Annotated in this window: 20 protein-coding genes; 11 read left to right on the forward strand and 9 right to left on the reverse strand. The window is 62.4% G+C overall.

Features of this window, described 5'->3' with window-relative positions:
* Window positions 1-1,462: S10 family peptidase (locus ABF757_RS10470; RefSeq protein WP_415482226.1), on the forward strand; the 1,462-nt coding region annotated here is incomplete at its 5' end.
* Window positions 1,463-1,630: 168 nt separating this feature from the next.
* On the opposite strand, the gene rpsI is transcribed toward ABF757_RS10470, so the two are convergent.
* Both rpsI and rplM read right to left on the reverse strand, forming a co-directional pair.
* Window positions 1,631-2,119 carry a 30S ribosomal protein S9 gene (rpsI, locus tag ABF757_RS10475; protein WP_025828704.1) on the reverse strand — a complete coding sequence of 163 codons (489 nt, stop codon included), beginning with the start codon at window positions 2,117-2,119 and terminating at the stop codon, window positions 1,631-1,633.
* Window positions 2,120-2,123: 4 nt separating this feature from the next.
* Window positions 2,124-2,600, reverse strand: a complete 477-nt coding sequence (gene rplM, locus ABF757_RS10480) for a 50S ribosomal protein L13 (RefSeq protein WP_025828702.1) — start codon at window positions 2,598-2,600, stop codon at window positions 2,124-2,126.
* Between the two features lie 206 nt (window positions 2,601-2,806).
* Here rplM and ABF757_RS10485 point away from each other — a divergent pair, with 206 nt between their 5' ends.
* Window positions 2,807-4,159, forward strand: coding sequence for a hypothetical protein (locus tag ABF757_RS10485; RefSeq protein ID WP_415482229.1), 1,353 nt, complete (start codon window positions 2,807-2,809; stop codon window positions 4,157-4,159).
* Window positions 4,160-4,357: 198 nt separating this feature from the next.
* Window positions 4,358-5,074 (forward strand): MgtC/SapB family protein, encoded by a 717-nt coding sequence (locus ABF757_RS10490; protein ID WP_025861502.1) that lies wholly within the window; start codon window positions 4,358-4,360, stop codon window positions 5,072-5,074.
* Window positions 5,075-5,179: 105 nt separating this feature from the next.
* On the opposite strand, the gene phoU is transcribed toward ABF757_RS10490, so the two are convergent.
* The 4 genes from phoU to pstC all read right to left on the reverse strand — a co-directional run bounded on the left by phoU (window position 5,180) and on the right by pstC (window position 8,687).
* The gene (gene phoU, locus ABF757_RS10495; protein WP_025861500.1) at window positions 5,180-5,890 is read right to left on the reverse strand and encodes a phosphate signaling complex protein PhoU; all 711 of its coding nucleotides are present in this window, start codon (window positions 5,888-5,890) and stop codon (window positions 5,180-5,182) included.
* A 33-nt stretch (window positions 5,891-5,923) separates the two neighbouring features.
* Window positions 5,924-6,712, reverse strand: a complete 789-nt coding sequence (gene pstB, locus ABF757_RS10500; RefSeq protein WP_025861499.1) for a phosphate ABC transporter ATP-binding protein PstB — start codon at window positions 6,710-6,712, stop codon at window positions 5,924-5,926.
* A 107-nt stretch (window positions 6,713-6,819) separates the two neighbouring features.
* A complete protein-coding gene (gene pstA / locus ABF757_RS10505; protein WP_025861497.1) occupies window positions 6,820-7,698 on the reverse strand; it encodes a phosphate ABC transporter permease PstA in 879 nt (292 codons plus the stop codon).
* Window positions 7,695-8,687 carry a phosphate ABC transporter permease subunit PstC gene (pstC, locus tag ABF757_RS10510; protein ID WP_025861496.1) on the reverse strand — a complete coding sequence of 331 codons (993 nt, stop codon included), beginning with the start codon at window positions 8,685-8,687 and terminating at the stop codon, window positions 7,695-7,697. Before pstC ends, pstA begins: the two co-directional genes overlap by 4 nt.
* Before the next feature lie 344 nt (window positions 8,688-9,031).
* Here pstC and ilvD point away from each other — a divergent pair, with 344 nt between their 5' ends.
* The 8 genes from ilvD (at window position 9,032) to ABF757_RS10550 (ending at window position 18,456) form a co-directional block, all read left to right on the forward strand.
* Window positions 9,032-10,891 carry a dihydroxy-acid dehydratase gene (ilvD, locus tag ABF757_RS10515; protein WP_415482232.1) on the forward strand — a complete coding sequence of 620 codons (1,860 nt, stop codon included), beginning with the start codon at window positions 9,032-9,034 and terminating at the stop codon, window positions 10,889-10,891.
* A 160-nt stretch (window positions 10,892-11,051) separates the two neighbouring features.
* Window positions 11,052-11,846, forward strand: coding sequence for an acid phosphatase (locus ABF757_RS10520; protein ID WP_415482234.1), 795 nt, complete (start codon window positions 11,052-11,054; stop codon window positions 11,844-11,846).
* Between the two features lie 155 nt (window positions 11,847-12,001).
* Window positions 12,002-13,429, forward strand: a complete 1,428-nt coding sequence (locus ABF757_RS10525) for a gamma-aminobutyraldehyde dehydrogenase (protein WP_415482236.1) — start codon at window positions 12,002-12,004, stop codon at window positions 13,427-13,429.
* Window positions 13,430-13,439: 10 nt separating this feature from the next.
* Window positions 13,440-14,459: an ABC transporter ATP-binding protein gene (locus ABF757_RS10530; protein ID WP_415482238.1), complete on the forward strand. Its 1,020-nt coding sequence runs from the start codon at window positions 13,440-13,442 to the stop codon at window positions 14,457-14,459.
* 36 nt (window positions 14,460-14,495) lie between these two features.
* The gene (locus ABF757_RS10535) at window positions 14,496-15,644 is read left to right on the forward strand and encodes an ABC transporter substrate-binding protein (RefSeq protein WP_415482240.1); all 1,149 of its coding nucleotides are present in this window, start codon (window positions 14,496-14,498) and stop codon (window positions 15,642-15,644) included.
* The gene (locus ABF757_RS10540; RefSeq protein ID WP_025860711.1) at window positions 15,644-16,495 is read left to right on the forward strand and encodes an ABC transporter permease; all 852 of its coding nucleotides are present in this window, start codon (window positions 15,644-15,646) and stop codon (window positions 16,493-16,495) included. The genes ABF757_RS10535 and ABF757_RS10540 overlap by 1 nt, the downstream gene beginning before the upstream one ends.
* Before the next feature lie 90 nt (window positions 16,496-16,585).
* Window positions 16,586-17,386, forward strand: a complete 801-nt coding sequence (locus ABF757_RS10545) for an ABC transporter permease (protein ID WP_415482242.1) — start codon at window positions 16,586-16,588, stop codon at window positions 17,384-17,386.
* A 98-nt stretch (window positions 17,387-17,484) separates the two neighbouring features.
* Window positions 17,485-18,456, forward strand: a complete 972-nt coding sequence (locus ABF757_RS10550) for a LysR family transcriptional regulator (RefSeq protein WP_415482244.1) — start codon at window positions 17,485-17,487, stop codon at window positions 18,454-18,456.
* 37 nt (window positions 18,457-18,493) lie between these two features.
* Here ABF757_RS10550 and ABF757_RS10555 read toward each other — a convergent pair whose 3' ends face one another.
* The 3 genes from ABF757_RS10555 to ABF757_RS10565 form a co-directional block, all read right to left on the reverse strand.
* Window positions 18,494-18,793 (reverse strand): hypothetical protein, encoded by a 300-nt coding sequence (locus ABF757_RS10555; protein ID WP_081773528.1) that lies wholly within the window; start codon window positions 18,791-18,793, stop codon window positions 18,494-18,496.
* Window positions 18,794-18,961: 168 nt separating this feature from the next.
* Entirely contained in the window at window positions 18,962-23,020 is a 4,059-nt protein-coding gene (locus ABF757_RS10560; RefSeq protein WP_415482247.1) for an EAL domain-containing protein, read from the reverse strand.
* 289 nt (window positions 23,021-23,309) lie between these two features.
* Entirely contained in the window at window positions 23,310-24,005 is a 696-nt protein-coding gene (locus tag ABF757_RS10565) for a VIT1/CCC1 transporter family protein (protein WP_415482249.1), read from the reverse strand.
* Window positions 24,006-24,256: the final 251 nt, after the last annotated feature.

Genomic DNA, 24,256 nt, shown 5'->3' on the forward strand with positions numbered 1-24,256 from the left:
CCCTACCCCACCACCAGCCAGCCCCAGCCCGCATGACAGCGCCGCCAAGAGCGACACTGACAGCTTTGCCAATGCTGCCGCCCTGCTGCCAGCCGATGCGACAACCCGCCATACCGGCCAGTTCGACGGCCACAAGATTGCCTATACTGCCCGCGCAGGCACGCTGACCCTACGTGACGAGAGCGGCAAACCCACCGCGCGCGTGTTCTACACGGCCTACACGCAGGATGACGCCGCACAGGACCGCCGCCCTGTTGCCTATTTTTTCAATGGTGGACCGGGAGCCGCCACGGCTTACCTGCATCTGGGGGCCGCCGGGCCGGAAATTCTGGCTTTCCCCGCGGGCAACCCCGCCGATGGTGCGAGCGCCAAACTGCAAGCCAACCCCGATAGCTGGCTGGCCGCGGCCGATCTGGTGTTTATCGACGCACCGGGCACGGGCTGGTCTACCCCGACAGACCCCGCCCACGCGGCAGAAACCTTCTACAGCGTGAAGAAAGACGCCAGCGCCTTTGCCAAGGCCATTCAGCTCTGGGCCAGCGCCAACGGACGGCTTGAGGCCCCCCGCTACCTTGTGGGAGAAAGCTATGGCGGCCTACGCGCTATTGAGGTGGCGGATGCGCTGGCACAGGAGCAGAATTTTCTGGTCAACGGGATTGTCATGATCTCGCCTGCACTGGACATGACCCTGCTGGACACCGCCAACGACACGCTGGCGCAGGCTTTCGTGCTGCCTTCGCTTGAAATGTCCAGCCTGTCGCTCCAGCACAAGCTAACGCCCGAAAACACGGCCTCGCATCTCGAAAACGCCTATGCCTACGCGCTAGGCCCCTATGCCAGCACGCTGATTGCCGCCCCGCCAGAAGGGGAGGCCCGCTCGGATTTCTATGACAGCGTGGCCGCCCATACCGGCCTGCCGCATGATGTGGTGGAGCGTGAGCGCGGCCGTATCCAGCCTGAAGCACATGATGTGCGCAGCCGCGGCGGACGGCTGTATTCGCTCTATGACGCCACCCTGTCCATTGCAGACCCCTTCCCTGAAGGGGTGGATAACGGTGCCAGCCCCGACCCGGCGCTGGATGGCTTTACCCGCGCCTATGGCAGCGCCATGCAGCATTACGCTGCCACCGCGCTGAACTTCCGTACCCCGCTCAGCTATGACCTGCTGAACCTGAAGGTAAACGCCGCATGGGACTACCGGGATGGTCAGGAACCGCTGGTGCGCCCTATCCCCACCCTGCGCCGCCTGCTTGCGCTCAACCCCACGCTGCGGGTGTTCATTGCCAACGGCTATTACGATCTGGTGTGCCCGTATGCCTCATCACGCTGGGTAGCGGAGCAGATGCCCGTTGGCCGTAACCGGATTGGCCTGCATGTCTATACGGGCGGGCACATGCTCTATACTCGCGCGGATAGCAGAACCGCCCTCGCGCGCGATGTCCGGGCTTTCCTGACCCCCTGAGGGTAAAAGCCCCACCCACTGGCAGCATGCAGCGCTGCCGGTGGGCTTCCACCAGAGCTGCGCCCAACAAAAAAGGCGGATGGCCCAATGGCCACCCGCCTTTCTCGTATGCGCGAAAACACGTGGCTTCCGGCAGTCGTTCCACGGGGCCATAAGGCCCCGCCAGTATCAGCGCTTGCTGAACTGGAAAGAACGACGGGCCTTGGCGCGACCGTATTTCTTACGTTCAACCTGACGCGAATCGCGGGTCAGGAAGCCAGCAGCCTTGAGGATGCTACGCAGTTCGGGTTCGTAGTGGGTCAGCGCACGGCTGATGCCGTGACGGACCGCACCAGCCTGACCGGACAGACCACCACCGGTTACGGTGCAGACCACGTCAAACTGGTTGTAACGGTCGGATACGAGGAAGGGCTGGCTGAGCAGCATGCGCAGCACGGGGCGTGCGAAATACTGAACAACCGGACGGCCGTTAACGGTGACTTCACCTTTACCCGGCTTGATCCATACGCGGGCCACGGCGTCCTTACGACGGCCAGTGGCGTAGGAGCGGCCCTGTGCGTCACGCTTTGCTTCGTAAACCGGAGCGGAATCGGCCAGAACCGGTGCAACGGTCTTCAGATCGGCCAGCGTGCCTGTGCGTTCCTGAGTTTCAGACATTGTCTCAGCCCTTCTGAGCGTTAACGACGTTCTTGCGGTTCATGCCCGCAACGTCAAGCACCTGGGGGGTCTGACCACCGTGGGGGTGTTCAGCGCCAGCATACACATGCAGGTTGCGCATCTGCTCACGCTGGAGCGGACCACGCGTAATCATGCGTTCAACGGCTTTTTCAACCAGATGGCCGGGGTGCTTGCCTGTCAGGCGCTGCGTGACCGTACGGGTCTTGATGCCGCCAGCATAGCCGGTGTGGTAGTGGAAAAGCTTCTGGCTCGCCTTGTTGCCGGTCAGCGCCACTTTTTCGGCGTTGATGACAACAACGTGGTCGCCGCAATCAACATGCGGGGTGAACTGAGGCTTGTGCTTGCCGCGCAGGCGCGTGGCGATGATGACGGCGAGACGACCAAGAGCGAGACCTTCGGCATCGATCAGGATCCAGTTCTTCGTCACCTCCGCGGGCTTCAGCGAGAGGGTGGTCTTCATGGGACTGATTCCATATTTGGACAGTTACGCAATTTGGTGGTGCCTTATGGGAGCGGCGCGGGGTGCGCGTCAAGTATTTTTGCGTCCCACATGGTTTTTTCAGGCATTTTTTATAAGGTAACATGTTACCGTGCGCCGACTTGCCCCCCGCCCGCATCAGGGCTAGAACTTGCTGCCTGAGCTAGAACTGTCAGGATCGTTCCCACTTGAAGAAACATCTTCTTCTTATGGCTGGCGGCGCCGCCATACTGGGCAGCGTGGGCTGGTTTGCCACACGGCATGCCGAACACGTCATGCTGGAAACCAGCATAGACCACTTCAGACAGGCGCTCGGGCCGGATGCCACCTTCACCTTTGCCTCGGCAAGGCCCGGCATACTGGGCCGCAGCGTGAACTTTACAAACCTGACACTGCGTCAGGGGCCTGAGACCATCACCGCCGACAGGGCGGAACTGGAGCGCCCCGGCCAGAGCGGGGACGACATAACCCAGATCGGGCGGCTGTCCTTTCATGGCTTTCAACTGACAGACCCGGCCATCAGCCTGCAGATGGACCAGCTCGACATTGAAAACCTGACCCTGCCTGTCCGGGCGGATACGCCTGACGACACCGGCCAGTCATTAGGCATAGGCCACGCCCATGCCGTGCGCCTGCGGGCCTTTATCAGCCCCGTGCAGACCGATCTGGCTGCATCCGATGCCACGCTGGACAATTTTGGCGAGGGTCTGGCCTCCCGGCTTGAAACGCGCGACCTCGCAGTCAATACCGATTCGCCCCCTGACATGGGGCCGGGCGGTGGCCAACGCCACCTGCATGCGCAAGCCGTCAGCGTGGATGGCATGGACCTGTCGGGCTTCTATACCAGCCTGTCCACCGGAGCGCCTTACCTGCCCCGGCCCGGCGCGCATGATATCACCATTACCAATCTCGACCTCTCCACCACGGCTCCGCTGGTAAAAGCTGCGCGGATTCTTGCGCATACGAACCGCACCGACAGCACGGAGCAGGATGTCGTCAGCATTCGCGGGCTGGAACTCTGGCCGGATGCGCCCAATCTGGGCTGGATGCCCACGTTGGGTTACTCGCATTTCGCGGGGGGGCTGGTGCTGAACGAAACCCGTAACCTGCAAACCAACACCCTGCATGTCGAGGAACTGGCGCTGGATGCCCCCGATATGGGGCGCCTGCACCTGAACGGAACTTTCGCCCACTCAAGCTCCGCCCCGCTCCTATCGGCCCCCCGCCCGGACATGCCGGTTATCGCTCTCGACCTGAGCTATCTGGATCACGGCATGGTGCCCCGCGCGCTTCAGGCCATTGCGCAGGCCCGGGGCATGAGCCCCGCCATGCTGCTCGACAGCCTTGCCACCCAGCAACCCGGCACGCCCGAGGGCCGTGCCATTGCAGCTTTTCTGGCGAATCCGGGTAAACAGCCGCTGCATGTTGTGCTGCAACCACCCCAGCCGCAGCCTCTTGTGGCCGTGCTGGCAGGGCTGGCCACGCTGGGCTCCATACCGCAGATCAACCAGCAACTGGGCCTGCATATCAGCAAACCCTGATAGCCTGTTCCTGATCACGCAGTAAAAACGTCACTTTACACAGGGCAAACCGCCCGCACACAGTACCGGGCAGCCCCTCACCGGGCCTGCCCGGTGCTGACCGTCCTGACAGGTCAGACCCGCATCCCGTCCAGCACGGGGCCATTTTCAACATAATGGCCCTGAGCTTTCGCGCGCATTGCCCGACAAGGATTTTCCATGCGGTTTGTCCATACCTTCGACCTCCACAGCTTTGGTGACAGCGCGGCCAGCCTCCTCTCGGCATTTGTTTTTGGCATGCTGATCGGGGCGGAACGGCAATACCGCCAGCGCACCGCCGGTATCCGCACCAATGCACTGGTGGCACTGGGCGGAGCCGCCTTTGTGGATCTGGCGCAAAGACTGGCGGGGGATGTCGAATCCCTACGCGTGATTGCCTATGTGGTCTCGGGTATCGGGTTTTTAGGGGCGGGCGCCATTATCAAGGAGGGGGTGAGTGTCCGGGGCATGAACACGGCGGCAACGCTCTGGTGTTCCGCCGCTGTGGGGGCCTGCTGCGGCAGCGACATGCTGGCCGAGGGCACACTGCTGACCTTTTTTGTTATTGCGGGCAACACGGTGCTGCGCCCACTGGTGCGGGCCGTGGACAGCCTGCCCGTCAAAAGCGAGGCCATAGAGGCCACCTACGCGCTTGACCTTGAAATCCGCTCCGATGCCACTGCCGAAATACTGGCAGATGCGGAAGATGCCCTGTCCGATTCAGGCTACACGATCCGCCGCATGACAGTGCTGAAAACCTCGGACAGCACCACCCGTGTCAGCTTCGCACTGCTGCCGGGGGAGCATGACCCCGACACCCTGCACAAAATAGCGGGTATTCTCGCGGCCAAGCCCGCCACCCTGTCAGTAAGCTGGTATCTCAACAGCGAGAACTGAACCAAACCCCCGCACCCGATACGCGGGGCAGGCCAAAACAGAACGGGGCGCGCCATGAAAGCGCGCCCCGTTCCGGTTTTACGACTGGTCTTTAGCCGGGTATTATCAGCCCGGAATGGCCTTGGCGGCATCACCCCCGCGCGGGCGTTCGGCTGGCAGCATGTCGCCCGTTACGGCGTAGTAGATGCGCTCGGCAATATTGGTTGCGTGATCGCCGATCCGCTCCAGATTCTTGGCCATGAACAGCAGATGGATGCACGGCCCGATATTGCGCGGGTCTTCCATCATATAGGTGACCAGTTCGCGGAACATGGAGGTATAGATTTCGTCCACCTCCGTATCCGCGTTCCAGACTTCCTTGGCACGGGTGGCATCGTTTTCCACCATAGCTTCCACGGCTTTATGCAGGTTTTCCTGCACAAGACGGCCCATGGCGCGCAGGGCGGAAAAGGACAGAGCCCCTTCAAGCTGCTCTACCTTGAGCGCACGCCGCGCGATGGAGGACGCATAATCGCCAATACGCTCAAGGTCGCCGCTCATTTTCAGCACGGCAACAATCTGGCGCAGGTCCACCGCCATGGGCGCACGCAGGGCGAGAATACGGATGGCAAGCTGCTCGGCCTCACGCTCAAGCTGGTCCACCTCGGCATCGAGCCGCGGGGGTTCGCGGGCGGCATCCTCGTTCTGGTCCACCACGGCGGCAATGGCCTGTGCGGTCTGCCGCTCAACCAGCCCCCCCATGCGCGCAACAATGCCGCGCAGGCTTTCAAGCTCCTGGTCGTAACGGGTTACGGTATGGGTCGGTTCGTTCACCATGGTGCGGTATCCTAATCAAGACCGGGGAGCAGATCAGCCAAAACGGCCGGTAATGTAATCCTGCGTCTGTTTTTCACGCGGGGCGGTGAACATGCGCGGCGTGCTATCCACTTCCACCAGACGGCCCATGTAGAAGAACGCCACCTGATCAGCGCAGCGGGCAGCCTGCTGCATGTTGTGCGTCACGATCGCGATGGTGAATTCACCCTTGAGTTCATCCAGCAGTTCTTCAATACGCGCGGTGGACACCGGATCGAGCGCGCTTGTCGGCTCATCAAGCAGAATGACTTCCGGCCGCACGGCAATGGTGCGGGCAATACACAGGCGCTGCTGCTGCCCGCCGGACAGGGCGGTGGCGGAGCTGTGCAGCCTGTCCTGCACTTCGGCCCACAGGGCGACGCGGCGCAGGGAATCCTCCACCCGGCCATCCATTTCCGAGCGCGAGACACGCTCATGCAGCCTGATGCCGAAAGCGATGTTGTCATAAATCGACATCGGGAAAGGGGTGGGTTTCTGGAACACCATGCCCACGCGGGAGCGCAGGACGTTCAGGTTCACACCCGGTGCGAGAATGTTCTGGTTATCGAACAGCACCTCGCCCGTGGCGCGCTGGCCGGGATACAGGTCGTACATCCGGTTGAGCACACGCAGCAGCGTGGACTTGCCACAGCCCGAAGGCCCGATCATGCCCGTAACGCTCCGCTCGGGAAAGCGAAGGGAAATATCATGCAGCGCGTGAGACGTGCCGTAATAGAAGTTCAGCCCGCGCACTTCCATCGCGGCGGGCCGCGTCAGATGCTCGTCCTGCTCGGTCAGGGGCATGGTAGAAGCCTGCGTGGTGCCAGCACTGAACCGCGCCTCCGCCTGCGTGCTCTCCTGCGAGCCGTTGGGGGAAGCCTGCGTGCTTCCCGTGGCCTGGACGCCTGTATTCATGTCCGTCCTCCGCGGGTTCCCACCCGCACAACAATATTGATAACCAGAACCCCGACAGTCACCAGCAGCGCGCCGCTCCAGGCCTGTTCCATCCAGTCCTGATAGGCCGAACCGGCATACTGGTAGATAGCCACCGGCAGGCTGGCCATGGGCCGCGACATGTCCAGAGACCACTCGGAGTTACCCAGCGATGTAAACAGCAGCGGCGCGGTTTCACCCGCCACACGGGCCACCGCCAGCAGAATGCCCGTCATGACCCCGCCACGCACCGCGCGCAGGCAGATAAACAGGATAACCCGCCACTTGGGCGCACCCAGCGCAATCCCGGCCTCACGCATGGACACCGGCACGAGGCGCAGCATGTCCTCGGTCGTGCGCACCACGATGGGCATGGCCAGAATGGCCAGCGCAACACCACCCGAAAACCCCGAGAAATGCCCGAAAGGCGCGACCATGATCATGTAGATAAACAGGCCGATCAGGATCGAGGGAGCCGAAAGCAGCATGTCGGACACAAAGCGCACCATGCGCGCGAGCTTGCTATCCGCCCCATATTCCGCAAGGAAAATACCCGTCAGCAGGCCGGCGGGGGCACCCAACAGCACACCCAGCCCGGTTTGCAGGATATCGCCCACAATGGCGTTGGCCAGACCGCCATCCTGCCCCGGAGGCGCCATGGAACGGGTGAACAGATGCACGCTCAGGCCCGGCAGGCCGTTGCGCAGCAATGTCCACAGAATGGAGCCGAGCATCCACACCACCACGGCCATGGCCACCCAGCCAAAACCCGTGGCCAGCCTGTCTGCCACCTGACGGCGCACGAGCAGCGCGCGCGAGCGGTCCGCCCGCATGAGGGAAGGAGAGGTGGTGCTCATACCCGGCGTCCCGTGTTTTCACCGCGTGACAGAAGCCAGCGCGAGAACCAGAGGGTTACGAAGGAAATCGCCATCAGGATCGCTCCCAGCGCCAGCAACGAGGCCAGCTTGAGGCTGCCTGCGGGGCTTTCGGGAAATTCCAGCGCGATGAGCGAGGCAATGGTGTTGGCGGGGGCGAAAAGCGACCAGCCGATATGATTGCTATCCCCGATCACGAAGGTCACGGCCATGGTTTCGCCCATGGCGCGGCCCATGCCCAGCACGATACCGCCCACCAGTCCCTCGCGCGACCAGGGCAGAACCACGTTGCGCATGACTTCCCAGCGGGTCGCACCCAGCCCGTAGGCACTCTCGCGCAGCACGGCGGGCATGGAGGCAAACACATCGCGCATGACAGCGGTAATGGACGGGGTGATCATAACGGCAAGGATAAAGCCTGCCGTCAGCAGCCCGGTGCCGAACGGTGCGCCCGCCACCAGCACCGACAGCACCGGCACATGACCGAAGGTGTGGTGCAAGAAGGGCTGCACATAATGGGCGATAACCGGCACCACCACAAAAAAGCCCCACATGCCAAAGATGATAGAGGGCACCGCAGCGAGGAGCTGCACTGCCATACCAATGACCGAAGCCACGGTGGGTGGTGCTAACGCCGTCAGCCAGAATGCCGTGCCAAAGGCCAGCGGCACCGCCAGCAGCAGCGCCAGCGCACTGCTGACTACCGTGCCGAAAACAGGGGCCGCCGCCCCAAAATGCTGTGTAACCGGGTTCCAGGCATCAGAAACCAGAAAGCCCGGCCCGAAAGTGGCAAACGCATGCCACCCGCCATTGACCATAACGGCAATGATCGCCCCCAGCACAACCAGAACGGCCACGCCGGTTATGGTCACAAGCAGGCGGAACGCAGGGTCCGCCGTACGGCGACCACTCCGTGCGGTGCCAGCCTGATCCGGGCTGACAGGCGCGTTTTGCCTTGCAGGTATATCCATCTTCTCTCCGTTCCGAGCATTCTGTCGGACTTGAGTTCGAGCAATACTGAACGCCCTGCGCTCCTGCAACCGGCAGAAGCTGCCGCCATGATGCAAACTGCCGCTTATCACAAAACTGTAGCATGGGTGCAGAACGCACCGGCACAGTCTTCCGCCGCATATCGCGCTGGCTGTACACGGCAGGAAACGGCACGGCGTTACCGTGGTGCCACACCATTGCGCCACCGCGCATCACTGCGGCCTGACAGCGGCACTCATATGGCGTATGGTGCCGCGCGCGGTCCTGCACCGCCTTGATCCACGCCCCCTTCATCCAAGCATGGAACCAGAACAGAGAGACCCCGATGCCCGGTTACAGATCACGCACCACCACCCACGGGCGCAACATGGCAGGCGCACGTAGCCTGTGGCGCGCCACAGGCATGAAAGACAGTGATTTTGGCAAGCCCATTATCGCGGTAGCCAATTCTTTCACCCAGTTTGTACCGGGGCATGTTCACCTCAAGGATCTGGGGCAGCTTGTCTGTAGCGCCATTGAAGAAGCAGGCGGGATCGGGCGCGAGTTCAACACCATCGCGGTGGATGACGGGATCGCCATGGGCCATGGCGGCATGCTGTACAGCCTGCCCTCGCGCGAGCTGATTGCCGATGCGGTGGAATACATGGTCAACGCGCACTGCGCGGATGCGCTGGTGTGTATTTCCAACTGCGACAAGATTACCCCCGGCATGCTGATGGCCGCCATGCGGCTGAACATTCCGGTCATTTTTGTCTCGGGTGGGCCGATGGAAGCCGGGCGCGTCACGCTGGCGGATATCGAGCAGAAGGTGGATCTCGTGACCTCCATGGTCTCGGCGGCCAATCCGGGCGTGAGCGATGCGGATTCGCTGGCGATCGAACGTTCGGCCTGCCCCACCTGCGGCTCCTGCTCGGGCATGTTCACCGCCAATTCCATGAACTGCCTGACCGAAGCGCTCGGCCTGTCGCTGCCTGGCAATGGTAGCCTTGTGGCCACCCACGCCGCCCGACGCGACCTGTTCGTGCAGGCCGGACAGCGGATTGTGGAACTGGCCCGCCGCCATTACGAGCAGGACGATGCCTCCGTGCTGCCGCGCGCCATTGCGTCCTTCGCGGCATTCGAAAACGCCATGTCGGTCGATATCGCCATGGGCGGGTCCACCAACACGGTGCTGCACCTGCTGGCCGCCGCCCATGAGGGCGAGGTGCCCTTTACCATGAAGGACATCGATCGCCTGTCGCGCATGGTGCCGCATCTGTGCAAGGTCTCGCCCTCCCGCGCGGATGTGCATATGGAAGACGTGCACCGCGCAGGCGGCGTACCCGCCATTATGGGCGAGCTTGACCGCCTCGGCCTGCTGCACCGCGATGTGCACATGGTGCACGCCCCCAACCTGCCCACGGCACTGGCGGAGTGGGACATTCGCGGCGCAACCCCGACCGAACACGCGCAGACATTCTTCCGCGCCTCTCCCGGCGGAGTTCGCACCACGGAAGCTTTCTCGCAGGCCAGCCAGTACCACACGCTGGATACGGATGCGCAGGCCGGAGCCATCCGCGATGGCGCCCATGCCTATAATCAGGATGGCGGGCTGGCCGTGCTGTACGGCAATCTGGCGGAAGACGGCGCGATTGTGAAAACCGCCGGCGTTGCCGCCGGGCTTGAGCTGTTCCGTGGCCCGGCACGCATTTTCGAAAGTCAGGATGCCGCCGTATCCGCCGTTCTGGGCGACCGTATCAAGGCGGGTGACGTGGTGCTGATCCGCTATGAAGGGCCGCGCGGCGGGCCGGGCATGCAGGAAATGCTCTACCCCACCAGCTACCTGAAATCCAAAGGTCTGGCCGAGCACTGCGCCCTGATTACCGATGGTCGCTTTTCAGGCGGCAGTGCGGGCCTGTCCATCGGCCATATTTCGCCCGAAGCGGCGGAAGGCGGCGTGATCGGGCTGGTGGAAGAAGGCGACATGATCGAAATCGACATTCCCGCCCGCAGGCTGAGTGTCGCGGTGAGCGATGCCGTTCTTTCAGACCGCCGGGCGCGCATGGAAGATCTGGGTGCGGATGCCTGGCAGCCCAAGCGTGAGCGCGTTGTCTCCAAGGCGCTGCGGGCCTACGCCGCCCTGACCACCAGTGCTGCGCGCGGTGCGGTGCGCGATGTCGACCAGTTGACCCGCCACAGCCGCTAAACAGCGCAAGCGGGCCGTGCCACCGGCACAGGCCCGCACACGCCCCCACTGCCTGCCCGCGCCAGACGCCGCCATAATGTCATTTGGCACGGGCATAGCTGTAGCGTTTCATGGACAGTCCGGCGGCCCTGACCCGCACCCCGCCATTAAGGACTGATCCATGCCCCGCCTCTCACATGCCCGCCTTGCCGCCCTGCCCGCACTCGGCCTTGCGGCACTCATGGCCCTGCCCCTACCTGCCCGCGCGGGAGACAGCACCCCACCGGCCAGCATGGCTCTGCCTGCCTTCCTGCCCCCGCCACCGGCCCCCGGTTCCGCGCCGGACATGGCCGACCGCCAGATTTTCGCCACCACCCGCGCCCTGCGTGACAGCCCGCGCTGGCGCATGGCCACCGAGGATGCGGATCTGGCCTTTCCTGCCATGCTGCATGATTTTTCCTGTGCTGCGGGCTTCACACTCGATGCCAGCCGGCTGCCGCATGTGGTGGCCGCACTGGCGGCCCTACAGGCCGTGACCAAACCCGCCGTCAAGGCCCAGAAAGAACAATACGCCCGCCCGCGTCCGTTCGAGGGCAATACGCTACCTGTCTGCACACCCAGCACGGGACTGGGCTATGCCTATCCATCCGGCCACACGGTGGCAGGCTGGACCACCGCCCTGCTGCTGGGCCGCCTGCTGCCTGCGCGTGAAGATGCCTTCATGCAGCGCGCACGGGTATTTGGAGAAAGCCGCGTGATCTGCGGCGTGCACTGGGCGTCCGATGTATGGGCGGGCTACATGGATGGCAGCCTGCTTTTCGAACGGTTTGAAAACGCTCCCGAGCAACAGGCCCTGCTGGCCGAGGCCCGGACCGAACTGACCGAAGCTGCCCGCAACGCCACCCCACCCGATGCCGCCCGCTGCACGCGCGAAGCCGAGGCGGCACAGCATTCCGTGCTGGCGGGCGCACTGTAACCACACCCGGCTTTACTGACGCCCGAAAGGCATCGATTTTTCCGATGGCGTGCATTGGCATTATCTATTGGTTTGAGACCGAAACATATGTCAGGCTCGTGAAAGATCGGAAAAACGGGGCTTGTCCCGCAGTGCGTCAGTGAGGTTTGCCAACAATGTTCACAAAGATGCTATCGGGTGGCGGTTTTGTCGAAGGGGTCGGAGAAAGCGAAATCATCTTCGCACCGGCTACTGGCGAAGTGATCATGGAACTGCCCGAGGCCTCGGCCGGGCAGGTGAATGACGCCGTGGCAGCGGCTGTGCAGGCTTTCCCTGCATGGGCTCTGGCCACCCCGGCGGAGCGCTCGACCCGCCTGCTGAAAGTGGCGGATGCCATCGAAGCCGAGGCCGAAAATCTGGCCCGCATCGAATCCCTGAACACCGGCAAGCCCTATCACCTTGTTCTGGCCGATGAAATTCCGGCCATTGCGGACTGTTTCCGCTATTTTGCCGCTGCTGCGCGCAACCTGCACGGCCCCGTGGCGGGCGAGTATCTGGCGGGCCATACCTCCATGCTGCGCCGCGACCCGGTTGGGGTGGTGGCGGGAATCGCGCCATGGAACTACCCGCTGATGATGGGCGCATGGAAGCTCGGCCCCGCACTGGCAGCCGGTAACACCTGCGTTATCAAACCCTCTGAAAACACGCCGCTGAGCCTGCTCGCACTGGGGCAGATCATGGGGGATATTTTCCCCGCCGGTGTCGTCAACATCGTGCTGGGCCGGGGTGCCACCGTGGGCCAGCAACTGCTCGACCACCCGGATATCGCCATGGTGTCGCTCACGGGTGATATCGCCACCGGGCGCAAGGTCATTGCGGCGGCGGCCCGCTCGGTCAAGCGCACACATCTGGAACTGGGCGGCAAGGCCCCTGTCATTGTCTATGACGATGCCGATATCGATGCCGTGGTCGAAGGCGTGCGCGGCTTTGGCTACTACAATGCCGGGCAGGACTGCACGGCGGCCTGCCGTATCTACGCCCATGAAAAAATCTATGACCGTCTGGTAGCAGACCTGAGCGCTGCGGTTTCCACCATCCGCTTTGGCAATGCTGACGATGCGCAGAACGAAATGCCGCCGCTGATTTCCGCCCGCCAGCGCTCACGCGTTGCGGCCTTTGTGGAACGCGCAGCCGAACTCAAGCATATCGAAATCACCACGGGCGGCAAAATGGGCCCCGGCAACGGCTATTTTTACGAACCAACCGTTGTGGCGGGCGCACTGGCCACGGATGAAATCGTGGAGCGCGAGGTGTTCGGCCCGGTTGTATCCATCACACGCTGCACCGACATGGATGCCGTTATCAGCGATGTAAACGCCTCCGCCTATGGTCTGGCCTCCTCTGTCTGGACGCGCGATATCCAGCGCGGCATGGCTGCTGCGGCCCGGCTGCGCTACGGCTGCACATGGGTAAACACGCATTTCATGCTCACCAGCGAAATGCCCCATGGCGGTTTCCGCCAGTCTGGTTACGGCAAGGACCTGAGCCTTGGCGCGGTGGAAGATTACACCGTGGCACGGCATGTCATGGTCAAGTGGGGCTGAGGGCCGCAGCATGACCGACCTTGCCCCCACCTCGGCCGTACGCCTGCACGGGCTGACCAAATCCTATGGCCGCGGGGCCACGGTACTGCGGGGGATTGACCTTGAAATCGCCCAAGGGGAGTTTTTTACCCTCCTTGGGCCTTCGGGCTCGGGCAAAACCACCACCCTGCGGCTAATCGGCGGGTTTGAACTGCCTGATACGGGGCAGATTCATCTGGGCGAGGCGGATGTTACCACCCTGCCGCCCTACCGCCGCAACGTAAACACCATGTTTCAGGACTATGCGCTGTTCCCGCACATGACCCTGCTGGACAACGTGGCCTACGGCATGAAAGTGCGCGGCGTGGCCCGTGCCGAGCGGCAGGAGCGCGCGCGCGCCGCACTGGACATGGTGCATCTGGGCGCTGTGGCGGAACGGCGGCCCACACAGCTTTCGGGCGGGCAGCGCCAGCGTGTGGCACTGGCCCGCGCTCTGGTAAACAAACCGGCCCTTATCCTGCTGGACGAACCGCTGGGCGCGCTCGACCTCAAGCTCCGGCGCGAAATGCAGGTCGAGCTCAAGCGTATTCAGAAACAGACGGGCATCACGTTCGTTTACGTCACGCATGATCAGGAAGAAGCCCTGAGCATGAGCGACCGTATTGCCGTGTTTTCCGAAGGGGTGATCGAACAGGTGGGCACGCCTGCGGATCTGTACGAACGTCCGGCCAGCGCCTTTGTGGCGCGGTTTATCGGCTCGTCCAGCATCCTGCATGAAAACGGGCGTGACATCCTGCTCCGCCCCGAGGATGTGCGGCTCGAAGCACCGGGCTACAGCCCCGCTCCGCATGAGCGGAGCATGGCCGGCACGATTGCCGAGGTTTCCTATCTGGGTCCGGTTACGCGCGTGACACTCTGCGGGCCGGACGAACAGGACGGCGTGACGGCAATTGTGCCTTCACGCCATGCGCGAGGCTGGCGCGAGCGCATGGCCGTTGTGGCCGTCTGGCCGGAAGAGGCCGCCTACCCCCTGCCGCACAGGCAGGGCTGAGCGCCGGGCTGTCTGTTTTCAACCATGGAAAAGGCGATGAACATGAAGGCTTACGGCACACTGCTTCTGGCGACCTGTAGCGCCATCCTGACAACGCAGCTCAGCACACCGGCCCACGCGCAGGCCCCGCTTTCCGCCATTGGCAAGGGCGAAGGCGAACTGAACGTGGTGGCATGGGAAGGCTATGCGGACGATGCCTGGGTCAAACCGTTTGAACAGACAACGGGCTGCAAGGTACACCGCAAATATGTCGGCTCTTCCGATGAAATGGTGGCCCTGACACGCATGGGCGGCGGCAAGGGTTTTGACGTGGTCTCCGCCTCGGGCGATGCCTCGCTGCGGCTGATTTTCGGCAAGACCGTGCAGCCCCTCAACACAGCCCTCATTACCGCTTTTGACGACATCATGCCCGAACTCAAGGCACCGGGGTTCAACACCGTCAAGGACGTGCATTACGGCGTGTCCTATGAATGGGGCCCCAACGTGCTGATGTGGAACACAAAAGACATCACCACCGCACCCACGAGTTGGTCGATCATTTATGACAAGGCCTATGCGGGCGTGATTACCGTGCCCGACAACCCGATCCAGATCGCGGATGCCGCCCTTTACCTGTCTCACACCAAGCCTGAGCTGGGTATTACCGACCCCTACGAGCTGACCCAGCCGCAGATGGACGCGGTTGTGGCACTGCTCAAGGAACAGCGCGCACTGGTCAAGAAATACTGGGCGCTGGCCTCTGACGAGGTAGACCTGTTCAAGAGTGGCGATGCCCATGTCGGTGCGGCATGGCCGTATCAGGCCAACACGCTGCGTGCGGCGGGTGTGCCTGTTCAGGACATCATCCCCTCCGAAGGGGCGACCGGCTGGGCCGATTCATGGATGATCAGCACCCATGCGCAGCATCCCAACTGCGCCTATCTGTGGATCAACCATGTCATGACGCCCAAGGTGCAGGCCCAGCAGGCTCTCTCCTTTGGCGAAACCCCGGCCAACACCAAGGCCTGCGCGGAAATGGACGCCCTGCAGCCCGGCTCGTGCAAGCAGTACCATGCCGATGCCTCGCCCGCCTATTTCTCCTCCATCAAGTTCTGGAAAACCCCCGTGCGCCAGTGCGGCAACGGCCAGAACACCTGTCTTGACTACTCGGCCTGGCAGCGTGCTTGGCAGCAGGTCAAACAGTAATGACACCGGGCCGGAAGCTGCTGGGGCACATAGCCCTGCTGGTGCCGCCTTTTGGGTGGCTTGGCATATTCTATCTGGGCAGCCTGTCTGTCCTGCTGCTTTCGGCCTTCTGGCAGGTTGACGCGATGTCGGGCGAGATCGTGCGGGACTGGACATGGGAGAATTTCCGTATCCTGTTTTCCGATACGACCTATACCGTCATTGCCCGCCGCACGACGGGCATTGCACTGCTGGTTACGGTTACGGACATCATCCTGGCCTGGCCACTGGCCTGGGTGATCGCCCGCAAGGTTGGCCCGCGCCTGAAGCTGACACTACTTGTGCTGGTGGCGCTGCCGCTCTGGTCCAGCATGCTTGCACGCATTTACGCGTGGCGGCTGATCCTCGGCCATGACGGCGTGCTGAACTGGGGCCTGCGCCTTGTAGGCCTGCCTGACCAGAACGTGGCGTTTACCAATATCGCGCTGTGGATCGTCTTTTCCTATCTGTGGCTGCCGTTCATGCTCATGCCGATGGTGGCCGCCCTTGAGCGTATTCCCGCATCACTGCTGGATGCGGCGGGCGATCAGGGTGCCACACCGTGGCAGGTGTTCCGCACGGTTGTCTTTCCGCTGGCCATACCGGGCATGGCGGCGGGTTCGGTCTTTACCTTCGCGGTCACGCAGGGGGATTACGTGGCCCCCATGCTGGTGGGGGGTGCTGGGTCCGAATTCATTGGCAACGTGGTGTATTCCAATGTCGGGGTTTCGGGCAACGTGCCTTTTGCCGCGGCCTTTTCGCTGGTTCTGCTGGCCATGGTAGCGGCTTACATGCTGCTGGCCCGCCGGTTTGGCGCGTTCGATGCCCAGTAATTTTCACAGGCTTTACGCAGGCCGCACCGCGTTGCGCGGCCTGCATACCCCTGCCCGCAACCGCTGCGCCACGGCCGAAAGGACCCCCGCATGAAACACGCGCGCAACCCTGCCGCGGACATGGCCATATGGGCCGCCGCCATAGCGGTGCTGGGCTTTTTGCTGCTGCCGCTTGTTATTGTGCTGCTCTATGCCTTTGATGCCTCTTCCGTGCAGGTATGGCCTATCCGTGCCCTTTCGCTGCGCTGGTTCTCCGCCACATGGGCGGATGAGGAAGTGCGCAGCGCGCTGCTGATCTCGCTGGAAGTCGCGGGGCTTGCAACCCTTCTGGCCACGGTTCTGGGCACGCTGGCGGCACTGGGCATGAACGGCCTGTCCACGCGCAGCATGCAGGCGGGCTCGTTCCTGCTCACACTGCCTATCGCCCTGCCCGGCGTGCTGACGGGCATTGCCATGAACAGCTTTTTTACGCTGCTGGACATTCCTTTCACCTTCATCACGCTGGTGATTGCCCACACCACATTCTGCATGGTCATCATATTCAACAACGTCATGGCCCGGCTGCGCAGGCTGCCGCCCTCCCTGCGTGAAGCCGCGCAGGATATGGGGGCAACACCGTGGCGGGGCTTTGTTACCGTAACGCTGCCACTGCTGGCGGGGTCGGTCATGTCGGGCATGCTGCTGGCCTTTGCCCTGTCGTTTGACGAGGTGATTGTCTCGACCTTTACCGCAGGTAGCGAGACCACACTGCCGCTGTGGATTTTTGGGGCAATCCGTCTTGGCCAGCACATGCCTGAGGTCAATGTGGTGGTGTTCGCGGTTATCGCCATTACCATCCTGCCCATTATCGCGGGGCAGAAACTGGCGGCCAACGCCTCGCGCGAGCACTAGACGCGCGATAGACACCCCGCCCCCAAAGATGCGACAAACGCAGGCGGCCTGTCGGTGGACAGGCCCCTGCCCGTAACAGCAGCGAGGAACAGCACGGCGTGGCGCTTACACTGCGACAGTTGCGGTATTTTGCCTCCGTGGCCGAAGTGGGCACCATTTCCGGGGCAGCCATGGTGCTGCTGGTTTCGCAATCAACCGTAACCGAGGCCCTGCACGAGCTTGAAGCGGAGCTGGGTTTTCGCCTGTTTGACCGCCATGCCCGTGGCGTGATGCTGACACGGCAGGGCCAGCAGTTCTTCCAGCGCACGCAGCGTATCCTCAATGATGTGGCCAGCCTCGGCCGCATGAAAAACGAGGATACCGAGGCCCTGCATGGCACGCTGGTGCTGGGGGTTACGCCGGTTGTGGCGGGCTATGTCATTCCCGACCTGCTCACACGCTTTCGAGCGGCTTTCCCCAGTGTGAACGTGACACTGGTGGAAGACCAGACCGATTATCTGGATCACATGCTGATAGGTGGCGAGCTTGACCTGAGCATTATCCTACGCCCGGCCAGCACCGTGCCCCATGCCTGCGGGGCGCGCGTCATGGGGGTTTCCCCGCACTCGGTCTGGCTACCGCAGGGCCACCCGCTTACCGAGCAGCCGCAGATCAGCCTGCGCCAACTTGAAAAAGAGCCCTTCATCACGCTGGTATCGGACGTGCTGGAAAGCCGGATGCTCGCCGCATGGGAGCGTCTGTCCTTTCGTCCGTCCACGTATTTCCGCACGAGTTCGATCGAGGCCGTGCGCAGCCTTGTGGCGGCGGGGCATGGCATTGCCGTGCTGCCGCAACTGATCTACCGCCCGTGGTCGCTGGAAGGCGAAAAAATAGAGCGCCGCCCCGTGCAGGAAGAACTACCCACGGCGGACCTGCTGCTGATGTGGCGGCGCGGTCTTTCGCTAGGGGTTCCGGCGCAGTATTTCATGGATATGGCGCTGCAACGCAGCAACCGGCTGGCCCGCCCACCGGGGAGCCCCACGGCCCGACAGGCCGAAACACGCCAGACGCCCAGAAAAGGCGCAGGCTGAAAGGGAGGAGGCGCAGGCCGCCCCCCTTCCATGATTTTTACGAAAGGATGTCGAGCGCGCTGGAAGCGGAATCGTTCGCGTTCTGGCCATTGCCGGAGGCGGACTTGGTGCTGCCCGTGGTCGTTTCGGAAACGATGTTGCCGCTCGAATCCTTGACGATGATCGTCACAGATCCATCGGCATTATAAGTGGTCGTGGTCGTGGTGGACGAAGACGAGGAAGAAGACCCCGAGGACGAACCGGAAGAGGAAGACCCCGAAGCCGAAGAGGCGGACGAGGTGTTGAACAGACTTTCAACCACGCCGGAGGTGGCGGAACCGGAAACCGAGGAGGACATGCTGAATCCCTTGCCTAATGATTATGTAAGCTCAAAAATATACCAACACGAAAGCGGAACCACGGCTGCCCGCGTCCCGCCAGAAATTTACCTTTTTAAAACCATTTGACCATAAAATCTTTTATCTTAAATTTTTATTCATTCTTCGTTCGTGTTTTATTCGCGCTCTCACGCGACACGCTCCTCCTGCTTGACCCCCGCCTGAACACGCGCCACCAACCAGTCGGTCAGTTGCCGCCCGCTTTCAACCGAGTCCCGGCCATGGCACAGGTTCTCGACCCACGGCCATGCCTGCTTCCCCGGCGCGCCCAGTGTCAGCAACCACCGCGCCAGAGCGCAGTCCTTCATGTTGCCTGTTCCCTTGTACTGCCCGCCGCGCAGCAGCAACCACACGAAAGCCAGCGCCCCCAGGTCGCTGCGGATTTCATTCAGGCTGGGAATCTGCCCGCCAAATGCGGACTGGAACTGCGTGTGCCAGTCAAAAAGCGCCTCGGGGGCCATGGGGCGGGCAATGCCAAAACCCTGCCCGTACTGGCAGCCAAGCTGGCGCATGGCCTCAATGACATCGCCTGTTTCCAGCCCTTCCACCACAACCACATCGTGAAAATCCGCGCCGATATCGAGCAGGGAACGCACCACCGAAAAAATCTGAAGCGGCATGGCGCGAATATGGCGCAGCAGGCCCTGATCAACCTTGATCACGTCAAACGGCAGTGAAGACAGGCGCAGCAGGCTACTATGGCCAGAGCCCAGATCATCGATAGCCATGCACACACCCATATCCTTGAAGCGCTGGATGGCCTCGTTCTGGGCAGCGGAATCGATTTCCTGCGTTTCAAGGATTTCCACAGTCAGGCGCTCGGGGGCCACACCATGCTTTTTCAGCAGGGCCTCCACCTGAGCAGGCCCGCGCGCATTATGCAGATACGTGGTGGGCATATTGACCGACAGGCCGATAACCAGCCCCTGATCATCCCACTGGCGGAGCCATTTCAGCCCGTCTTCCAGCCCCATATGGAACAGCCGGTCCATTTCATCCTGCCCGAGCAGGGGCAGGAACACCCTTGGCGGTACGATCTCGCCATTGGCATCACGCAGGCGGGCCAGAGCCTCGGCTTTGTAAAGCCGCCCGTTATTGAGATCCACAACCGGCTGGAAATACATAACCAGCCCACCGCTGAACAGGCGCTCACGCAGCTTGCGCGAACGCGCATCCGTAACTTCCTGCGTCTCGCGCGAGTGACAGCGCTGCCAGAGTTGCTCCCAGCGCTGCTGCAACCCGCCAGCGAACTGCTGCATCAGCAAGGATTCGAACTGGTTGGGATAGGCCCCCAGCACAGTCAGGGCGGCGGCAGTCTGCCCGCCTGGCTGGCGGATCGGCACGCTGAGAACCGAGCGCATACCAAAGGTTTCCGCAATCTCGTGCCAGACCTGTGTCTGCGGGTCGAGCGCATAGGAGGCACAGCTCTGCCGCTCACGCGTGCGCCAGGCCTTGGCGGTAATGGTCTGCCCCAAAGGCGAGAACACATCCATGCAGGGCTGCACGCCCGCCTGCCTGACAGCCTGCGTAAACGCGTGCGCGACAGCCCCTGCGCAACACGCCACCTCCAGTTCGCCATCACAGCCCAAACGGTACAGCACGGCCCCGCGCACACCGGGCAGGCAGGCCAGAGCATCAACCTCAAGGGAACTGACAAGGCTCCATGTCCGCTCTGTCGGGCGAGGGGCAGACAAACGCGACAGATAGGCACGCTGCACCGCCTGACTGGCCTGCAACTGCGCGCGTCGGTCATCCTGAATACGGATTTCGGCAATGAGCAGGATACGGTGGCGTTCGTCATTGCGGATAACCGTGCTTTCCAGCCGGTCAATCAGCCGCCGCAGATAAATGCTGTAGGCTTCTGTGAGTTGCAGGGGATCAACCCCGCTGAGCGAGTGGGCAACACCGAGCCGTTCGGCCTTTTGCAGCACATCGGCCTGCGTGGTCTGCGCGGCCAGCAGGAAGTCCAGATGTTCAGCCTGAACGGTTTTCAGGCGTTTTTGTTCAGCCGGGGTCAGGGTATCGAGAATCTGCTCGCTATCATTGACCTCTTCCAGCCCGGCATAAAAGCGGTCGATAAAATCCTGCCGGATACGGGACAGAACATCCGTTACCCGCTGCATGAGCGCGCAGGCCTCGGGGCCATACGCATCGAAATGCGTTGTTTCGGAGGTGTCTTCCACCATCCGCCACCAGCGGTTGCGCGTGTTACGGGTCTGCTTGGCCTGATACATGGCCTCATCCGCACGGCGCAGCAGCAGGCGCGGTTTTTCCCCATCTGATGGGGCCAGCGCCACCCCCATGGTCATGCCCACGACGACCGAAATATCGGCCCGCACATGAAACGGCGTTTCCACCGCCTTGTGCAGCCGGTCGAGCGATTTGGTAATCTGGGGCACAGGCTGGCGGGCATCCAGCCCTTCGAGCACCACCACAAACTCATCCCCGCCCAGACGCACCACATAGCCATTGGCTGGTAGCTCGTTACGCAGGCGGCGACCCAGTTCCTTGAGTAGAATATCACCCGCTGCATGGCCGTGGATGTCATTGACGGATTTGAACCCGTCCAGATCCATCATGCACACGGCAACAGCCTTGCCCCGCACCCTTGCCCGCGCCAGTGCGCCGGGCAGGAACTCGCCCAGTGCCAGACGGTTGGGCAGGCCTGTCAGTGAATCAGCACGCGCGCGGCGGGCTTCCTCTTTCTGGAGCGTTTCCAGCCGGTAGTGAATATCCATGCGCTCGAGTTCCTGCCCCAGAAACCCGGCTATGCGCTCGCACAGTGTCACACTTTCATCGTCAAACACGTTCTTGTAGGGCGAGATAAAGCTCATGACCGCCCAGAGCGTATTACCCCGCCAGACCGGCGTTGCCAGAATAGCGCGCCAGCGCCGCGCACTCAGCATCTCGCGCCATGGCCCGTCCTCACAACCGGCCAGCAGGTCGTTATCATAGACACTGGCCCGCTCGTTCCAAGCCCGTATTGCCAGAGAACGCCGCTGGGCATCTTCAAGCAGCCTGACGGCGTCTGCCTCCAGCCCTTGCGCGCCCGTGCCTGCAAAGGTCACGACCCGCAGGTGCCCATCTTCCTCAACACGGGTCACAACCACCGCGTGATAAAAGGTGTCGCGCACCAGCGCCTCGCACACGCCGAGAGCCTTATCCATTTCGCCACGGCCCCGGCGCATGGCATCGCCCGCGCTGAGCAGCCCGCGATACAGCCTCTGGCTCATGTCCCGCCGGGTTACGTCCTCCACCGTCCAGACAGAAGACTGCTCCTCCTCCCGGCCAAGCGGCACGCCAGTCAGATCCGCGATCATCAGCACGCCTTCATCGCGCACAAGCCGCACGCCGGGCACGGTCACCCGCCCGTCATGCCACAGGCGCGCATAAGCGGCCTTGGCCTTGAGAAAATCTTCCTTATGGGCGTAGAATTCGGTGGTTGTGCGCCCCACCATCTCGCCTTTTCCAACGCCACAAAGCTGCTCAAGGCAGATATTGTTCTTTTCGATCACGCGGCCGAACAGCACCGCAATACCGACTGCGGCTTTATCCAGCAGGGCCTTGCTCATGCGGCGGCTGTCGAGCCTTTCCAACCCGCGGGATATGGCCTGAGCCGCCTCTTCCAGCACAATCTGCAGCCGCGGATCGAACATGGTGCGCTCCGCATCCGCCACACTCAGCACGGCCCAGACCTTGCCATCGCGGAAAATAGGCAGCGAGGCATTGGCACGCAGGCCATGCTTGCGGGCAAGCTCGTGCCACGGCGCCAGATAGGGGGTCTGCTCGAAAGACAGACCGAATACGGGCTTGCCGCTATGCCATGCCCGCCCAGCACTGCCATGCCGCCCCGGCTGGTCAACCGCACTGGTCGGGGCGTGCTCGTCTTCCCACCAGCGGGGCCCACTCAGGGCAAGCCGCACGAAGCGCTGATCCGCATCAGGTCGCAGAATATGCGCCACGCGCAAATGCGCATAACGCACCGCCATGTCGCACACCGCCTGCATCAGGATGGTTTCATCCTGCGCGGTCTCCACACACTGGTAGATTTTGACAAGAAATGTATTGAAATCCGCCAGCCGCCGCAGCCGGTCTGCCTGTTCGCTCTTGCCCCGCCCTGTCACAAGCCGCACGGCGCGCCATACCGGGTGCTTACGGTCTGTCAAAAGGTAGCGGAAAATACGCATGATTGTAGGCCCGGACCATTAGCACTGCCGGACAACCGACAGGCCGTACACATTTATGTGTTTATCATACTCAAATCATTTTGCGCGCTAAAACAGCGGCCTGCACCCAAGCGCCTCCGGTTCAGACACCAAAACCGGAGCCTGAATCCGGCACGCGAACCAAACCCGCGCCTTCTTCCGGTACAGACCACGCCCGCAGGCGACAGATACCATCCCCGGTGTAAATATACCATTACCGACCCTACAGGGAAAATTCAGGCCGTTCAGAGCCCCTTGCCGAACAGGCCAGCTAGAAATTGAACAAATGGCCTATCCCACCCGTTACCAGCATGGCCGCCACCCCCCAAAAAGTAACACGCAGCGTTGCCCGCAGGGGCGAGGCCCCGCCCGCCAGCGCGCCAATGCACCCCAACACCGCCAGCAGCACGACCGACACAACCGATACCGCCCATGATACCTGCCGCTCGGGCAGAAGGGCGGCCACCATGACAGGAAAAAACGCCCCGGCGGAAAACGCCACGGCCGAAGCCAGAGCAGCCTCGAAAGGGCGGGCAGCCGTGGCAGCGGACAGGCCCAGCTCGTCCCGCGCATGCGCGCCCAGCGCATCATGCTGCATCAGCGCCACTGCAACCGTATGCGCAAGGGGCGCATCCAACCCGCGCTGGCGATACAGCCCCGCCAGTTCGGCGGTTTCGGCATCCCAGTCGCTCGCCAGTTCCTGTTTTTCGCGCTCGATGTCAGCCCGTTCCGAATCCGCCTGCGAACTGACCGATACATATTCGCCCGCCGCCATGGACAATGCGCCCGCCAACAGGGCCGACAGCCCCGCCACCAGTATGCTCCCGCGTGAAGCGTGCGAGCTGGCTACACCCACAATCAGGCTGCCAGTTGAGAGCGTGCCATCATTGGCCCCCAGCACGGCAGCGCGCAGCCAGCCCAGTTTTTCCACAGCATGACGTTCGGAATGTAATGGATGACGTGACACGGCCCTGCCTCCTGACAACCTGCAAACCACGGCATTATGCACGGAAAGCTGCGCAGGCAATGTGTAATTTTTCCTTACTGTGAAAGTGGTTTTCATTATCAAACCCAGATCACAAAGAACGCGGGCAGCCTTCAGGTTTGTGTCAGCAAACCCTGTCAGGCTATGGCTTTTCCCATCACGGTGCCTCTGGCCCGTTTTTCCTTCGGCCCCGAACCCCCGAGCCAGCTCATGCCAACCGCCCCGCAAAACCA

Source organism: Acetobacter papayae (assembly GCF_047721125.1).
Classification (GTDB): Bacteria; Pseudomonadota; Alphaproteobacteria; order Acetobacterales; family Acetobacteraceae; genus Acetobacter; species Acetobacter papayae.

Coding starts and splice junctions, on each gene's coding strand:
- rpsI (WP_025828704.1), bottom strand. CDS start 2,119: ATGTCTGAAACTCAGGAACGCACAGGCACGCTGGCCGATCTGAAGACC.
- rplM (WP_025828702.1), bottom strand. CDS start 2,600: ATGAAGACCACCCTCTCGCTGAAGCCCGCGGAGGTGACGAAGAACTGG.
- ABF757_RS10490 (WP_025861502.1), top strand. CDS start 4,358: ATGCGGTTTGTCCATACCTTCGACCTCCACAGCTTTGGTGACAGCGCG.
- phoU (WP_025861500.1), bottom strand. CDS start 5,890: ATGGTGAACGAACCGACCCATACCGTAACCCGTTACGACCAGGAGCTT.
- pstB (WP_025861499.1), bottom strand. CDS start 6,712: ATGCCCCTGACCGAGCAGGACGAGCATCTGACGCGGCCCGCCGCGATG.
- pstA (WP_025861497.1), bottom strand. CDS start 7,698: ATGAGCACCACCTCTCCTTCCCTCATGCGGGCGGACCGCTCGCGCGCG.
- pstC (WP_025861496.1), bottom strand. CDS start 8,687: ATGGATATACCTGCAAGGCAAAACGCGCCTGTCAGCCCGGATCAGGCT.
- ilvD (WP_415482232.1), top strand. CDS start 9,032: ATGCCCGGTTACAGATCACGCACCACCACCCACGGGCGCAACATGGCA.
- ABF757_RS10520 (WP_415482234.1), top strand. CDS start 11,052: ATGCCCCGCCTCTCACATGCCCGCCTTGCCGCCCTGCCCGCACTCGGC.
- ABF757_RS10525 (WP_415482236.1), top strand. CDS start 12,002: ATGTTCACAAAGATGCTATCGGGTGGCGGTTTTGTCGAAGGGGTCGGA.
- ABF757_RS10530 (WP_415482238.1), top strand. CDS start 13,440: ATGACCGACCTTGCCCCCACCTCGGCCGTACGCCTGCACGGGCTGACC.
- ABF757_RS10535 (WP_415482240.1), top strand. CDS start 14,496: ATGAACATGAAGGCTTACGGCACACTGCTTCTGGCGACCTGTAGCGCC.
- ABF757_RS10540 (WP_025860711.1), top strand. CDS start 15,644: ATGACACCGGGCCGGAAGCTGCTGGGGCACATAGCCCTGCTGGTGCCG.
- ABF757_RS10545 (WP_415482242.1), top strand. CDS start 16,586: ATGAAACACGCGCGCAACCCTGCCGCGGACATGGCCATATGGGCCGCC.
- ABF757_RS10555 (WP_081773528.1), bottom strand. CDS start 18,793: ATGTCCTCCTCGGTTTCCGGTTCCGCCACCTCCGGCGTGGTTGAAAGT.
- ABF757_RS10560 (WP_415482247.1), bottom strand. CDS start 23,020: ATGCGTATTTTCCGCTACCTTTTGACAGACCGTAAGCACCCGGTATGG.